This window comes from Hymenobacter sp. BT18 (genome assembly GCF_012273015.1).
Lineage (GTDB): Bacteria > Bacteroidota > Bacteroidia > Cytophagales > Hymenobacteraceae > Hymenobacter > Hymenobacter lutimineralis.
The window spans coordinates 280,944-296,175 of sequence record NZ_CP050954.1 but is presented as its reverse complement, the minus strand read 5'-3'; the positions used below and the strand labels follow the sequence as shown (position 1 = coordinate 296,175).

Here is a 15,232-nt window from a genome sequence, read left to right as displayed (position 1 = left end):
CCCGCAACTTTCGCCTTTCGTCGTCGGTTTCCCTTTCTATGAACAAGACGTATTGCCCCAGCCTCACCGAATACAAGCGCCGCCTCTCCCGGGAAGTGAAAATCGGCGACCTGCCCCTGGGTGGCCTCAACCCCATCCGGGTGCAGAGCATGACCACCGTGGACACGATGGATACGCTGGGCTCGGTGGAGCAGACCCTGCGCATGGTGGAGGCTGGCTGCGAGTACGTGCGCATTACGGCCCCCAGCGTGAAGGAAGCCCAGAACCTGCTGGAAATCAAGAAGGAGTTGCGCAAGCGGGGCTGCAACGTGCCGCTCATTGCTGACATTCACTTCACGCCCAACGCCGCCGAACTGGCTGCCCGTATCGTGGAGAAAGTGCGCGTGAACCCCGGCAACTACGCCGATAAAAAGAAGTTCGACGTCATCGACTACACCGATGCCTCCTACGCCGCCGAGGTGGAGCGCATCCGGGAGCGGTTCCGCCCCCTGGTGCAGATCTGCAAGCAATATGGCACGGCCATGCGCATCGGTACCAACCACGGTTCGTTGTCGGACCGGATTCTGAGCCGCTACGGCGACACGCCCCTGGGCATGGTGGAATCAGCCCTGGAGTTTTTGCGGCTCTGCGAGGAAGAAAACTACTACGACGTGGTGCTGAGCATGAAGGCCTCCAACACCCAGGTGATGGTGCAGGCCTACCGCATGCTGGTGCAGAAGCTCGACGAAGAAGGGCTGCAGCCGTACCCGCTGCACCTAGGCGTGACGGAAGCGGGCGAGGCCGAAGACGGCCGTATCAAGTCGGCCGTGGGCATCGGCACCCTGCTGGAAGATGGCCTCGGCGACACCGTGCGCGTTTCGCTTACGGAAGCTCCCGAAGCCGAAGCTCCCGTGGCCCGCGCCCTCATCGACCGGTACACGAACCGCGCCGCCGAGGCCAAACCGATACAGCCGGTTACCCAGGTGCCCATCGTCCCCTTCCAGTACCACCGCCGCCATACCCACGAAGTGCTCAACCTGGGCGGGCAGAACGTACCCCGCGTGCTGGTCGATCTTTCGCGGCTCTCCTCTGTAGAATATGCCGATCTGCGCGCAGTCGGCCACCTCTATTCGGCTTTTCTCGACAAGTTCCAGATGAATGACCTGGGCGCCGACTACGTGTACTCGGGTCAGCGCCCGGTGCCGTTTATGCTGCCTAATGGCCTGAAGGAAGTGGTGGATTACAGCGCTTGGCTCGACGCGGGCCGCCGCACCGACCATTTCCCCGTGCTCACCCAGGCCGATTACGCCGTAGTGGGGGCCCGGCACCCGGAGTTGAACTTCGTCTTCCACAACCTGGACTCGCTCACGCCTGCTGCCCTCGACCAGCTCCGGCTGGACGCTACGGCCGTTGTCATTCTCTACACCGACAATGCCCACGCCATGCCCGAAATCCGCCGGGCATTCTTCGAGCTGCTGCATAACGGTATCACTAATCCGGTTATCATCAACCGCCAGTACCCCGAGCTCACGCCCGCGCAGACCCAGCTCTACGCCGCCACCGACGTAGGCGGCCTGCTCCTTGATGGCCTCGGCGACGGCGTGGTGCTGAGCACCGAACTACTGCCCGAGCAAAGCAAAGAGGCGTGGCTGACCACGCTCGACCAGCTCAACCAGCTGTCGTTCGGGATTCTGCAGGCGGCGCGCACGCGCATGAGTAAAACCGAGTACATCAGCTGCCCCAGCTGCGGCCGCACCCTGTTCGACCTCCAGGAAACCACCGCCATGATCCGCAAGCGCACCGACCACCTCAAGGGCGTGAAAATCGGCATCATGGGCTGCATCGTGAACGGCCCCGGCGAAATGGCCGACGCCGACTACGGCTACGTGGGCGTGGGCAAAGGCAAAATTGCCCTCTACCGCGGCCAGGAAGTCATCAAGAAAGCCGTGCCCGAGGAGCGCGCGGTAGATGAGTTGATTGAGCTTATGCGCGAAGACGGCCGCTGGCTTGAGCCGGTACGGCTGGAAGAACCGGTGGTGGGGTAGTAGGGTGAATAACCCGATGAAAACGGGATTGGGCTGTATGCTCCAATCCCGTTTTGTCTTGAAATCGAAAGAAACGGTGCTGGATTTCTATTTGAATTCTGACAGCCAGCATCTTTTAAAAGAGGCTAGACGCAACGCTGGCCCGTTACGGCTTGCTGGCGCAAGATGGTTGACCGAAGGCATGCGTACCATTATGACAGATAAGCAAAAAATGCAGACGGTGCTGGAGGAAGCCGACAGCAACTGGCGGAAGCATCCGGAGCCGTTACGCCCCGAAAATGCTGAACTTCTTCGCCAGTGGGGCGTTTCGGCGGAGGTACAGCAATTCTTGGCCGAGTTCTCCTTCGATACTGACCTGGCAATCGGGGAAGTGCATCTCGACCAAGCCAATAGCCTGAAAAAGAGACTGGACTGGGAAGACGATTTTCAACGGGCCCTGCAAGCCGGTCTGCTGTTGGTTGGAGCTGGTTCAACCGGTGACCCGCTGGCACTGGATATTGAGGATTCGCAGGTGGGCTACCTTTTTCACGACTATTTCTGGGAAGAAGAAGCCGAAGATCCCCGCAAGTTCTTCATCAAACTAAATTGTTCCCTAGGGCAGTTTTTCTGGAACACTCAGTTTGTGGAGGACTACCCGATTGATGCCTACGGAGCTGCTGAGTATACCGGCGCGGGGTTTACCGGCGACAGGAGCCCGGACGAAGCGTAAAACATCCATGCCTCTCATCCGTCTGCCCTCCTATGAAACTACGTGTAATCTTGACCGGGGCCACCGGCATGGTGGGAGAGGGTGTGCTGCTGGAATGCCTGAACAGCCCCGAAGTTGAGCAGGTGCTCAGCATCAGCCGGCGGCCCAGTGGCCGGAGTCATCCCAAGCTGCGGGAAATCATCCACTCAGATTTTCAAAATCTGGCACCCGTACAGGACCAACTGACGGGCTATAACGCCTGCTTTTTCTGCCTGGGTGTGTCGTCGGTGGGGATGAAGGAGCCCGAGTACCGCCGCCTCACCCAGGACCTAACCCTCCACTTCGCCCAAACTTTGCTGCCCCGTAACCCCGGCCTCACGTTCTGCTACGTATCGGGCGCGGGCACCGACGATACGCTGCGCAGCCGCCAGATGTGGGCCCGCGTGAAGGGCGAAACCGAAAATGCATTGCGGGTCATGGGTTTCCGCCAGGCCTACATGTTCCGCCCCGGCTTTCTGAAAACCACCCCGGGCCAGCGGCACGTGCTGTCGTACTACAAGTATTTCAGCTGGCTGTACCCGGTAGTGCGCGGGCTAGCCCCCAAATATGCCTCTACATTGGTAGAGTTGGGTCAGGCAATGCTGCACGTCTCGCAACGCGGCTACGCGAAACCTGTATTGGAAGTGGCGGATATTGTGGCTGCGGCGAAAAAGTAGCCTTTCCTGTCATCCTGAGCGGAGCGAAGGACCTGCTCACGCCTGCTGTTCTGGCGTGAGCAGGTCCTTCGCTCCGCTCAGGATGACTGCTGGGCGGCAGGCCAAAGCTTTGCTACTTACACTTTTCCTTGCGGCGGGTGTCGATGATGTGCACGATTTTCCAGCCCTCGGCCAGCTTCACCAACTGAAAGGAATTGTAGCCACAGTGGCTGAAGGAGGTGCCCAGATAGAACTCATAGGGCGTCCAGACGCTGGCCAGGTTGGCGTCAATCAGCACCTTATCGAAGGTGATGCGCTCATCCCACACGGCGTTGTGGGGCGTACCTACTGCCTTCAAAAACTCCTTGGGGCTTTCCACCAGCACCTGCGTTTTTCCTCCCCGGTTGCTGATGGTTTGCAGCACCACACCCGGGGCCAGCGTACTGCGCACCAAGGTGCTGTCGCCCTTGCGCAGGCCCTCAAAAAACGTGGTGATGGTTTTCTTGGCCGCGTCGGCGTCGGAGGTCGATTTTTGGGCGTGGGCAGCGGGCAGGGCGTTGAGCAGGAAGGCTACGAGTAGCAGATGTTTCATGGAAGCAAAGCGTTACGGGGGAGCTGGAAACCAAAGATAAGGCCGAAACGACGCCCGCCTTTCGGCAGGGTTGCAGCCCAGGCAGCAGTAGATTAAATAGCGGAAAACCTAAATCTTTCTGCGCCTGGCTATGTTATCTTCGTGTACCAGATAAGCACTTCCCATGCGCAAAGACCTGTTTAATTTCGGCCCGGCTCTGGGCTATTTCTTTCGTAAGCCAGACCCTACCCGCCACACCAACTTCAACCTGCGGACCATGCACTTTATCAATAAGCTGAGCATGGCCATGTTTCTGGTCGGCTTGGTGGTGCTGATCTACCGCTGGTTTATTCGCTAATTCATGAACATCGAAGACTTCCGCGACTACTGCCTGCTCAAAGCGGGTGTAAGCGAAGAAACTCCGTTTGGGCCCGAAACCCTGGTGTTCAAAGTCGGCGGTAAAGTCTTCGCCCTTACCGATATTGATACGTTCGGGAGTATCAACCTGAAGTGTGACCCGGAGCGGGCCGCCGAGCTGCGCGAGCAGCACGACTACGTGCTGCCGGGCTACCACATGAACAAAAAGCACTGGAACACCGTGCTGGTTGGCACGGGCATTCCCGAGGCGCAGCTACGTGAGCTGATAGATCATTCCTACGAGCTGGTGCGTGCTTCCCTGCCCAAAAAACTGCGGGAAGAACTGGCCGCAGCCGAATAGCTGGCCCGCGCACCGCACCCTGTTTAAACATAAAAAGTCCCTGCCGTGCGTACGGCAGGGACTTTTTGGTGAAATCGGATTGGCTCTATACCACCACGTTCACCATGCGGCCGGGCACCACAATAATCTTCTTGGCTTCTTTGCCATCGGCGAAGCGGGCCAGGAAGTCGGAGGCGCGCACGGCGGCTTCGATGTCGGCGGGGGTGGCGGTGGCCGGGAACTGCAGCTGCTCGCGCACCTTGCCGTTTATGGCCACGGGGTAGTTCACTACGTCCTCCACCAGGTACTCTTCCTTGAACTCGGGATAAGTGGCGGAGCTGATGGAGCCGGGCGCGTGGCCCAGCTTCTGCCACAGCTCCTCGGCCAGGTGGGGGGCGTAGGGCGACACCAGCACCACCAGCGGCTCCAGCACGGCGCGCTTGTGCGTGTCGAGGGCCGTCAGCTCGTTCACCGTAATCATCAGGGCGCTGACGGTGGTGTTGAAGGAGAACTTCTCGATATCCTCTTCCACCTTACGGATGGCCTTGTGCAGGGCCTTCAGCTCGGCGGGTTTCGGGGCCTCGTCGGTTACGGCGAAGTCGCCATCCTGGGGATGGTAGAGGCGCCAGAGCTTTTTGAGGAAGCCTGCCACGCCGCTCATGCCGTTGGTATTCCAGGGCTTGAATTGCTCCAGCGGCCCGAGGAACATTTCGTACAAACGCAGCGCATCGGCCCCGAACTTCTCAATGAGCGTGTCGGGGTTCACCACGTTGTACTTCGACTTCGACATCTTCTCGACCTCGACGCCGCATACGTAGGTGCCATTGTCTTCGAGAATGAACTCGGCGTTGGCGTACTCCTCGCGCCAGTTCTTGAACGCCTCAATATCCAGCACATCGTTTTCAACGATGTTCACATCGACGTGCAATGCGGTAGTCTGATGGTCACCTTTCTTGCCTGAAGACACGAACGTATTCGTGCCGTTGATGCGGTACACGAAGTTCGAGCGGCCCAGAATCATGCCCTGGTTGATGAGCTTCTGGAAGGGTTCAGGCGCTGAAACCAAGCCTAGATCTTTCAGGAACAGGTGCCAGAAGCGGGAGTAGAGCAGGTGGCCCGTAGCGTGCTCTGCGCCACCCATGTATAAATCCACCTGCTGCCAGTACTGCTCGGCTTCCTCGCCTACGAAACGGCCGACGTTCTGCGGGTCCATGTAGCGTAGGTAGTACCAGCTGGAGCCGGCCCAGCCGGGCATGGTGCTCAGCTCATACTCGAACTGGCCCTTGTACTTCCAATCCTTGGCGCGGCCCAGGGGCGGCTCGCCGGTTTCGGTGGGCTTGTACTCGTCGATTTCCGGGAGTACCAGGGGCAAGTCGGCTTCGGCCACGCCGTAGGCCACACCCTCCTTGTAGTAAATCGGGATAGGCTCACCCCAGTAGCGCTGGCGGCCGAAGATGGCGTCGCGGATGCGGAAGTTGGTTTTACCCTTGCCGATGCCACGCTGCTCCAGCTCCTGAATCAGGGTTTGGGTGGCTTGCTTGTAGTTCTGGCCCTGGATGAGGCCGTGCAGGTACTTGCCTTCCTTGGTGGGGTCGGCCTGCTCGTCAATTTGCTGGGCATCTACTACCTGCACAATGGGCAGATTGAAGTGCTTGGCAAACACGTAGTCGCGCTGGTCTCCACTGGGTACGGCCATCACGGCGCCGGTGCCATAGCCCGCCAGCACGTAGTCGGCAATCCAGATCTGGATAGGCTCGTTCGTAAACGGATTCAGGGCATAAGCGCCGGTGAAGGCACCCGAAACCGTCTTGGTATCGGCCATCCGGTCGCGCTCCGAGCGGCGCTTGGTGGCGTCGATGTAGTCCTGAATGGCCTGCTGCTGGTCTGGGGTAGTCAGCTCTTTCAACAGCTCGTGCTCGGGCGCCAGCACCAGGAAGGTCGCGCCGTAAATGGTATCTACGCGGGTGGTGTAGACCTTGATTTTAGAGCTTAGAAGTGAGAACTGGGAGCTTAGAGTATTTTCAGCCGAGTTCTGAGTTCTAGGTTCTAAATTCTCAGTTCTAATAACCGAAAATTCTACTTCGGCCCCGATGCTTTTGCCAATCCAGTTGCGCTGCATTTCCTTTACCGCGTCGGGCCAGTCGAGGGTGTCGAGGCCCTGGAGGAGGCGGTCGGCGTAGGCAGTGATGCGCAGGTTCCACTGGGGCATGAGGCGGCGCTCTACGGGGAAGCCGCCGCGCTCCGAGAGGCCATCCTTCACCTCGTCGTTGCTGAGCACTGTGCCCAGGCCGGGGCACCAGTTCACGTAGGTATCCTGCTGGTAGGCCAGGCGGTAGGGGTGCACGGCCTGCAGCTTCTGCTTTTCCGTGAACGACTGCCACTGACCGGCCGTGAAGGAGTGCCGCTCCTCCTCATCTCCGGCGGCGCGGATGCCCTCACTGCCATTCTGCTGGAACTTGTCGAGCAGGGTTTTGAGCGGCTCGGCCCGGTTGGTGTCGAGGTTATACCAGGAGTTGAACAGCTTGAGGAAAATCCACTGCGTCCACTTGTAGTACTGCGGGTCGGAGGTGCGTACTTCCCGGCTCCAATCGTAGCTGAAGCCCAGGGAGTTGAGCTGCCGGATATAGGTGTCGATGTTCTGCTCCGTGGTCAGGGCCGGGTGCTGGCCGGTCTGGATGGCGTATTGCTCGGCGGGCAGGCCGAACGAGTCGAAACCCATGGGGTGCAGCACGTTGTAGCCCTGCAGGCGCTTGTAGCGGGCCACAATGTCGGAGGCAATGTAGCCCAGCGGGTGACCTACGTGCAGGCCCGCGCCGCTGGGGTACGGGAACATGTCCAGCACGTAATACTTGGGCTTGTCCGACTGATTCTCAGCCTTAAACGTATGGTGCTCTTTCCAGTGGGCTTGCCACTTCTTCTCAATATCCTGGGGATAATAGCCGGGCATGGGATTCTGCTGCGAGTGAAAGGGCGAAATTAAGCGGAATTGCCGGGAAAGGGGTAGTCGATTCTTAGTAGGTTGGGTTTCTGCTTAGCTAAGAAGTGTTTTCGAGTAGGCAAGGGGTATTTGGCTGGTACCCGAGCGGCGGCTAATCGGCAGCTGAATCCTTTTATCCTACGTCCACCAGCGGCAGCGTGAAGCGGAAGCTGCTGCCGCAGTCGGGCTCACTTTCCACCCACAGGCGCCCGCCCTGAGCTTCGATGAATTCGCGGGAGATGCTCAGGCCCAGCCCCGAGCCGCCCTTGTGGCCCGTGGCGTTGGGCACGTGGGTGAAGCGCTGAAAAATCCGCTCGTGGAACTCGGCCGCAATGCCGGGCCCGCAGTCCTGCACGTTGATTTCTACTGCCTCTAGGCGCGGGGTGGCCTGCACCAGCAGGCGGGCACCCCGGGGGGAGTAGCGAATGGCGTTGCTGAGCAGGTTGATGAGCACCCAGGTGGTTTTCTCCAGGTCGGCGCGGGCCGGCAGGAGGCCGGCGGGCAGCTCCAGGCACAGCTGCAGCTGCTTGTCCTCAATCTGGGGGCGCACCGTATCAATGGCGTAGTTTACTACTTCGGCCAGGGCCACGGGCTGCACGTCGAACTGAATGTCAGCGCCGGCATCGAGGCGCGACACGGCCAGCAGCTGGCCCACCATGCCCAGCAGGCGCTGGGTTTCGTCGCGGATGCCGTCAGCCAGGCGCTGGCGCTCCTCGGCCTCGGTGCGCTCATCCTGGAGCAGCATGAGGCTAAGCTTGATGCTGGCCAGGGGAGTTTTCAGCTCGTGCGAAATCGTAGCCAAGTAGTTCGACTTTACCTCGTCCAGCTTCTTGAAGTCCGACACGTTGCGTAGCGCCAGAATGTGGCCCACGAACTCCGTGCGGCCCGTTTCGCGGTTGCGGGTTACGATGTGGTTGAGCGTGAGCCGGTAGTACGCCGTTTCGCCGTTGGCATGGTTGATGGTGAGGAGCACCGGCGCTGGGGCTTCGCCGGCCCGGCCCGACTCCGGCTCCAGCAGGGGCTGAAAGACGTCGTGCAGCAGGGCCGACTCGCGGCGCAGGTCCTCGGCCCGCTGGCCTACCAGTTCGGCGGCCGAGCGGCCCAGCAGCTCGCGCGCCACGGGGTTGGCCAGCAGCACGCAGCCATCTGGGTCGAGTAGCAGCAAGCCCTCGTCGAGGTGCTCGATGAGGCTTTCCAGGCGGCTGCGCTCGGTAGCCAGGGCCGCCCGCGTCACGGCGCGCTGGTCCTGCAGGTAGCCGAAGGCGCGGTTGAGAGCCAGGGCCACGGCGCCTACTTCGTCGTTTTTGGCAATGGAAACCTGGGTGGCGGGGCCGGCGCTGGCCACATCCTCCACATCGGCGCGGAGGCGGCGCAAAGGGCGGAGCACGGCCCGGGGCAGCCGCACCACCAGGCTCAGGGCTACCAGAGTGCTCAAAATCATACCGACCAGGACCACGCGCCGGGCCCCGGCCGCAGCGGCGGCGGTTTGCTGAGTTTGGCGGTGGAAGGAAGCCTCGTTCAGCGCCATCATGCGGTGGGTTTCGGCCCGCAGCTGGCGGAGGCGGGCAAGCTGCTCAGGGGTGGGGGCGCGGTCATCCACCAGGCGCTGATAGTCGGCCACCTGCTGGGTGAGCGTATCAACCAGTTCCAGCTCCCCGGCCTCGGTGATGTTGGCCGCCTCACGGGTAAGGGCCCGGCGTAGGGCGGCCAACGGAGTCACATCGGCCGGCGCATCTTCCAGCTGCTCCAGAGCCCGAAGCATCTGCTGGCCGTATTCCACAGAGCGGAAATTGGCTTGCTGTACGCCCCGCGTCCCGCCTTCCAGCCGCTGAATGGTGAAGAAGGTGTACCCGCCCAGTCCCAGCAGCAGGACCAGCATCGTGAGAATGCTCAGGCGGATTTTGAGTTTCAGGGACATGGATAATGTGGACTTTAGTACTTAGGGTCTTGGATTGATTGTTCTGCTTCACTTGTCATTCTGAGCTTGCGAAGGCTTGTGAAGCCAGAACAAATTTGTTAGCCCGCAGAGGCCCCAGAAGTTTCCGCAGAGGGCGCTGAAGTTGTTCTGCCGTGATAAGGTCCTTCGGGCTGCTCAGGATAACAGCCGTTTGTGTAAGAGACAAAGGCCGACCTACAGCCCGTACTCCTGCACCTTGCGGTAGAGCGTGGTGAGGCCGATGGCGAGGCGGCGGGCGGCTTCGGTTTTGTTGCCTTGCACTTGGTGCAGCACCTGGCGGATGTGGCGGGCTTCCACGGCGCGCAGGCTCTGGTCGGTGGGGTCGGCGTCGGGGCTGCCGGAGGCGGGGAGGGTGTGGAACTCGTCGGGGAGGTAGCCGGCGGCGAGGGGCTGGTCGGCGGGGGCGAGGATGGCGGCGCGCTCCAGCACGTTTTTCAACTCCCGCACGTTGCCGGGCCACTCGTAGCGCTGTAGCAACTCCACGCACTCGGGCTCCAGGCCGGGCAGGCGCTTGCGCAGCTGGGCCGCGAAATGTTGAAGGAAATATTGGGCCAGGGCGGGTACATCGGCGGCGCGCTCCTGCAGGCTGGGCACCAAGATGTTGAAGACGGACAGGCGGTAGTAGAGGTCCGGGCGGAAGTGGCCGGCGGCGGCTTCCTGGCGCAGGTTGCGGTTGGTGGCGGCCACAATGCGCACGTTCACGCTGGTGGGCTTGGTGTCGCCGAGCTTGGTGAACTGCCGCGTTTCCAGCACCCGCAGGAACTTGGCCTGCACATTCAGTTCCAGCTCCCCGATTTCGTCCAGAAACAAGGTGCCGCCGTTGGCTTCTTCCAGCAGCCCCTTCTTATCGGCTAGCGCGCCCGTAAACGCGCCCTTCTTGTAGCCAAACAGCTCCGATTCCAGCAAGTCCTTTGGGAAAGCCGAGCAGTTCACGGCCACAAAGGACTTAAGCTTCCGCTCACTGGCCTCGTGAATAGCCTGGGCAAACAGCTCCTTGCCCGCGCCGGTTGGGCCTTCCAGCAACACGGTGCTGTCGGTGGGCGCTACCTGGCGGGCCAGGTCCTGGGCGCGGCGCAAAGCCGGGGCCGCGCCAATCATGCTCGCGAAGCTGAAGCGCTGACCCATGCGCCGCTCCAGCTCGGCCACGCGGCGGCGCAGGCGGGATTTTTCGGCGGCCCGCTCCACTACTACTACCAGTTGCTGCTCGAAGTCGCCCTTGGTGAGGTAGTCGAAAGCGCCCAGCTTCATGGCTTTCACCCCGTCCGGAATGGTGCCGAAGGCGGTGAGCAGCACGATTTCGATATCGGGGGCCTTAGCCTTGAGGCGCGGAATCAGGTCCACGCCGTGGGCGTCGGGCAGGCGCACGTCCGACACCACCACCAGCACCTCATCGGCGTGCTGCTGGAGCAGCTCCAGGCCGCGGCTGGCGTCGGGGGCTTGCAGCACGGTGTAGCCTTCCAGCTCCATTACCCGCGCCAGCAGCTGGCGCAAGCGCGGTTCGTCGTCAATCAGGAGCAGGGTACCGGTGGGCATGGAGGCGTAATTAGCAAGGAGTAATTAGTAATGAAGAATTGGGATGCGGGTGCGAAAGTATCGGCTTGCGGCGTGAGTGCTGCCGAAAAGTGGTACATGCCCAAGAAATAGTAGATTAGGATAGGAGTCGGACCAGCAATCTATGTCGCTTAGTTACTTTGGCACTTTGGCGTCTGGTTTGCGCTGAGTTGATTTGCGTTTGGGTAAATTCTGCCTGACTTCGGCCGCCGTAGCTAATTCGTCCAGATAAGGCCGGGGCGTTGTATCCTCTTGATATTGAGGTCGGCCCGTGCTACTTGGCATCATGTATTTAAAAATCCTCGTTTGATAATGCGTTTTGCGGCCAATAAGCCATTGACCATCCACCTTAAATTCTTCCCGAAGACTACATTCTAGTAAGGTCAGTAACTCCTTTTGTCCGTCCTCATCAACGTCGGCAAAAAATAGAGAAGTCAAATAAGTCATATCACCCATAGATGACCCTAACGAAAGAATCTGGACAGCATAAGTATTAGCTTGAATCGGGTCTAACACGAATAAGTCATATCCATATTCATTGTCTGCGCCACCCTTTACTGTGAAGAATAACTGTTTGCCATATGTATTTAGTCGCCATGGGTATACAACTAAGTCACCGGAAGTAGGAAAGGAAACCGGTAGGATGCGCTTTAGAAAGATGGTATCAGCTTCTTCCGGCTGACGAAGTGCAATACCCTGCTGGATTGTTTGGGCCTCTATCTGCTGCGCTGTTTGGCTAAAGGCTGCTGGTAAAAAGCAAGGGAACCACGGTAGTCCTAGCAGTAGGAGTACTACTAATACAAGCGAGCAGCGCATAGAAAACAGCATGATTAAAAAGTAGCGGAAAGTGGCAGTAAGCGAAGGTAACAAGGAAGTCACCTGACAAACAGGGCAATTAGCAAGCTAGATGCTTCCTCAGTTAGCATGGTGTTTCGCTAAGCACTCTGCTGAATCTCATTTTTCTAATACTCCACGAAGCGGTTGAGTTCCGGTTCGACTTCCACGTTTTCGTACCAAACCAGGCCCATTTTAGCTAGGTTATACAGGAGAGCAATAACTTAAAAACTCACTGCCACCGACGACGTCACGTTGCCGTACGTGCGGGTTAGGCCATTCTCCTTCTTGGCAAACAGTGGATCTTTTCCACGCAGCACGCGGCCTTCCAGGCGGGCCGTAACGTGGGAGGTGGGCGCGTAATCCAGGTTCAGGGAAGCACCAGCCACGCGGAAGAAGTTTTCGAAGCCGGTGGGCCGGGTGGTCTGGATGATGATGCCGTGGGCGGCCCGGTAGTACTCGGCGCGGGCGGTGGCCGCAACCTGCTTGGTGAACTGGTAGCGGGCGAGGGCGTAGCCAGTGTGCCACACGTCGGCGCGGCGGCCGGGTGCCTGCTGAGCGCCCAGGTCAAGTAAGGCGGCCAGGCTTAGCCGGGGAGAGGCCGCGTACGTGAGGTAGAAATCGTGGAAATAGCGGCGACGACGGGCAGAGTCCTGGGGCTGCTCGTTGCCGAAGAAGGTGCTGCTGTTGAGGACCAGCTTCCCGGTGGGCTTCCACTGCAGCTGGGTGCCCACGGCTTTGCCCCGGTTGTTGTCGCGCAGGTTTTGCCAGCCGTTCAGCACCAGCGCCGTAGCCGTGAGCCGGGGCGAAATCTCGTAGGTGAGGCGGGCGCCGGCCTCGTAGTAGGGCGAGTTTTCGGCGGCCAGGGAGCGGGTCAGCGTCCAGTTATCCTTGCTCAGCGCCGATTCCAGCCCGATGTGCGAGGCGAAAATGCCCAGGTCAAGCCAGGCTTGGCGGGTGGGCCGGAAGCCGGCGTAGGCTTCGTAGAGGTGGCGCAGCACCAGCGGCTCAGCGGCGTAGTTGGCCTCCACGTAGGTACCGGCGTGCAGGCCCAGCGCACCGCGGGCGTGCTCGTCCTGGTAGCGCACGCCCAGCACGGCATTGTTGAGGGCAAACTCATTGGCCCGGTTGTGCGAATACAGAAACGCCGGCCGCTGCGGGCTCCGGCCCGGAAAATCGTAGCCGTGGTAAGCGTCCGCGAAGCCGTACCAAGTGATAGACGGGGTGGGAGCGGCCGTATCAGGAGCGGCCGAGGGCACCTGCGCCACGGCAGAGGCAGCGAACAAGTAGGTCAGACAGCACAGTAGCTGGAGTTTCATGGTCGAGAAAGAGTGCGTCGGGTAGAACGTAGGGGAAGAAAGCAAGAAGGTTGGTGATGGAAGTTTTCGTAGCGGAAGGCTGACTCCGGGCCCTTACGCGCTTTGGCGGATTTCGTCCTTCAGGTGCTCCACGAAGCGGTTGAATTCGGGCTCAGCTTCCACGTTTTCGTGCCAGGCCAAGCCCATTTCGGCCAGGTTGTACTGGTGGGCGGCGCTGATGGTGGCACCGGGCAGCAGCTGGCCGGTGGCATCCCGCTCGTAGCCCAGGAGCCAGAGCCGGTCGGCCAGGGCAGTGGTGGTCTGGATGTCGTGGGAGACGATGACGACGGTATTCAGCTCGTCCATGGTCGTTACTTCGAGGATGATTTTCTTGACCTCGTCAATCATGGCAATGTCGAGGCCGGAGAATGGCTCGTCGAGCAGGATAAGGTGGTCGGAGCAGAGGAGCTGCTGGGCAATGGCGGCGCGCTGGCGCTGCCCGCCGGAAAGATGGGCCGGGTATTTCTTGCGGTGCTGGCTGAGCTGGAACCGGTCCAGGTAGGCATCGGTCTGCCGCTTGGCTTCCTCGGGCTCATACTTCCGGGCGGCCGCCACCAGCAGGTTGTCCTGCAAGGTACGGTGGTTGAACAGCGGGTACTGCTGCTGCACAAAGCCCACGGCACCGGGCGTCACTTCTTCCTGCTCAATGCCCACCTTCACCGTGCCGCTGGTGGGCGTAATCAGCCCGGCCATGATGCGGCACAGCACCGATTTTCCCAGGCCCGAGCGACCGTAGAAGCCCACTACCTGGCCTTGGTTCATGTTGGGGCGGCACACGTCCAGTACCTGCGCCGAAATGTCGCGCAGCACGGTTTCGCCCCCATATTCCATCGACACGTTGTCGAGCGTAAGGACCGGGGCTTTGTAGAAATAGGGAGTCATTGGTGAGGTGGTGAGATGGTAAGGTTGAGGTTTAGTGCATATCAGGCCGTCATTCCGAGCGCAGCCGAGGAATCTCGCGTGCTGATGTTGCCAAACTATTGTCATGCTGAGCTTGTCGAAGCATCTCTCCCGCTTCGTTGGCTTTACCACACTAGCAAGATTCCTCGGCTGCGCTCGGAATGACGATACTTAAAGTTTAAAGCTACCGGGCAGTGGTGAGGGAGGAGTAGGGGAAGAACACGCGGCGCAGGAGGCTGAAAAGGTAGTCCTGGGCGGCACCGGCGGCGAGGATGACGAGCTGAATGGCCATTACGCCGTCGAGGTGGAGGTAGCGGTTTTGCTTGTAGAGCAGCAGCCCAATGCCGCCTTCCGACTGGTAGAGCGTTTCCACCAGCGTAATCATCGTCCAGATGATGGCGAAGTTCTGGCGCACCACTTCCAGCATATCATCCAACTTGCCCAGCACCACCACTTCCCAGAAGCTGCGCCACTCGCCCAGGCCCAGGGTGCGGGCGTGGTCCATTTCCTGCTGAGTGGTGGTCAGAATCACCGAGGTCATGCCCGTGACGAGGTACACCGTAGTGGCAAAAATCAGTACCGAAAGCTTTACCTCGTGGCCCGAGCTGACCATCAGGGCCATGAAGAACGTGAGGCCGGTAAGGGTGAGGTAGCGCATCTTGGAGGCCGCGTAGGCCAGCGGCCGGAAGAAGGGCAGGGCCGTGAGGTAGGAAATCAGCAACGCCAATACGGTGGCCACGGCCAGGGCTTGGAGCGCCGTGGTCATGCTGACCCACAGCTCCTGGATGAGGCCCTGCGTGGTGACCATGTCCACGAATGCGCGGAGAACTTCGCCAAGGGAGGGAAACATGCGCAGCGGCATCCACAGCCACAGCACCAGCAGCAGGGCCGCCTGGCCCGCCGCCATCAACGCAAAAGTGCGGCGGCGGGGCTGGGCGTTGGGGGAGAATAACTCTTTCATGGGAAATCAAGGATCAGAA

13 protein-coding genes are annotated in these 15,232 nt (G+C 60.2%); 5 read left to right on the top strand and 8 right to left on the bottom strand.

Annotated features, from left to right (window positions below; translation table 11 throughout):
* Nucleotides 1–38 precede the first annotated feature (38 nt).
* From ispG to HER32_RS01315, 3 genes are read left to right on the top strand one after another with little or no spacing between them, the layout of a single operon-like run.
* The gene (ispG, locus tag HER32_RS01325; RefSeq protein WP_168679910.1) at nucleotides 39–2,024 is read left to right on the top strand and encodes a (E)-4-hydroxy-3-methylbut-2-enyl-diphosphate synthase; all 1,986 of its coding nucleotides are present in this window, start codon (nucleotides 39–41) and stop codon (nucleotides 2,022–2,024) included.
* Between the two features lie 58 nt (nucleotides 2,025–2,082).
* Nucleotides 2,083–2,733, top strand: a complete 651-nt coding sequence (locus HER32_RS01320) for a hypothetical protein (RefSeq protein ID WP_168679902.1) — start codon at nucleotides 2,083–2,085, stop codon at nucleotides 2,731–2,733.
* A gap of 32 nt (nucleotides 2,734–2,765) precedes the next feature.
* Entirely contained in the window at nucleotides 2,766–3,428 is a 663-nt protein-coding gene (locus HER32_RS01315) for an epimerase (RefSeq protein ID WP_168679900.1), read from the top strand.
* 112 nt (nucleotides 3,429–3,540) lie between these two features.
* On the opposite strand, the gene HER32_RS01310 is transcribed toward HER32_RS01315, so the two are convergent.
* Nucleotides 3,541–3,999: a nuclear transport factor 2 family protein gene (locus HER32_RS01310; RefSeq protein WP_168679898.1), complete on the bottom strand. Its 459-nt coding sequence runs from the start codon at nucleotides 3,997–3,999 to the stop codon at nucleotides 3,541–3,543.
* A 163-nt stretch (nucleotides 4,000–4,162) separates the two neighbouring features.
* Between HER32_RS01310 and HER32_RS01305 the strand changes: the two genes are divergently transcribed.
* Both HER32_RS01305 and HER32_RS01300 read left to right on the top strand, forming a co-directional pair.
* Nucleotides 4,163–4,336: a DUF6728 family protein gene (locus tag HER32_RS01305; RefSeq protein WP_168679896.1), complete on the top strand. Its 174-nt coding sequence runs from the start codon at nucleotides 4,163–4,165 to the stop codon at nucleotides 4,334–4,336.
* A 3-nt stretch (nucleotides 4,337–4,339) separates the two neighbouring features.
* On the top strand, nucleotides 4,340–4,696 hold the full coding sequence (locus tag HER32_RS01300) for an MmcQ/YjbR family DNA-binding protein (RefSeq protein WP_149072601.1): 357 nt from the start codon (nucleotides 4,340–4,342) through the stop codon (nucleotides 4,694–4,696).
* 85 nt (nucleotides 4,697–4,781) lie between these two features.
* Here HER32_RS01300 and leuS read toward each other — a convergent pair whose 3' ends face one another.
* From leuS to HER32_RS01265, 7 genes are all read right to left on the bottom strand, one after another.
* A complete protein-coding gene (gene leuS, locus HER32_RS01295; protein WP_149072600.1) occupies nucleotides 4,782–7,622 on the bottom strand; it encodes a leucine--tRNA ligase in 2,841 nt (946 codons plus the stop codon).
* Nucleotides 7,623–7,785: 163 nt separating this feature from the next.
* A complete protein-coding gene (locus HER32_RS01290; RefSeq protein WP_149072599.1) occupies nucleotides 7,786–9,570 on the bottom strand; it encodes an ATP-binding protein in 1,785 nt (594 codons plus the stop codon).
* A 213-nt stretch (nucleotides 9,571–9,783) separates the two neighbouring features.
* The gene (locus tag HER32_RS01285) at nucleotides 9,784–11,142 is read right to left on the bottom strand and encodes a sigma-54-dependent transcriptional regulator (protein ID WP_168679894.1); all 1,359 of its coding nucleotides are present in this window, start codon (nucleotides 11,140–11,142) and stop codon (nucleotides 9,784–9,786) included.
* A gap of 153 nt (nucleotides 11,143–11,295) precedes the next feature.
* Complete coding sequence (locus HER32_RS01280; RefSeq protein ID WP_168679892.1) at nucleotides 11,296–11,988, bottom strand: hypothetical protein; 693 nt, start codon at nucleotides 11,986–11,988, stop codon at nucleotides 11,296–11,298.
* Nucleotides 11,989–12,218: 230 nt separating this feature from the next.
* Nucleotides 12,219–13,313, bottom strand: coding sequence for a porin (locus HER32_RS01275; protein ID WP_168679890.1), 1,095 nt, complete (start codon nucleotides 13,311–13,313; stop codon nucleotides 12,219–12,221).
* A gap of 93 nt (nucleotides 13,314–13,406) precedes the next feature.
* Nucleotides 13,407–14,234: an ATP-binding cassette domain-containing protein gene (locus HER32_RS01270; protein ID WP_168679888.1), complete on the bottom strand. Its 828-nt coding sequence runs from the start codon at nucleotides 14,232–14,234 to the stop codon at nucleotides 13,407–13,409.
* 202 nt (nucleotides 14,235–14,436) lie between these two features.
* On the bottom strand, nucleotides 14,437–15,213 hold the full coding sequence (locus tag HER32_RS01265; protein ID WP_168679886.1) for an ABC transporter permease: 777 nt from the start codon (nucleotides 15,211–15,213) through the stop codon (nucleotides 14,437–14,439).
* Nucleotides 15,214–15,232: the final 19 nt, after the last annotated feature.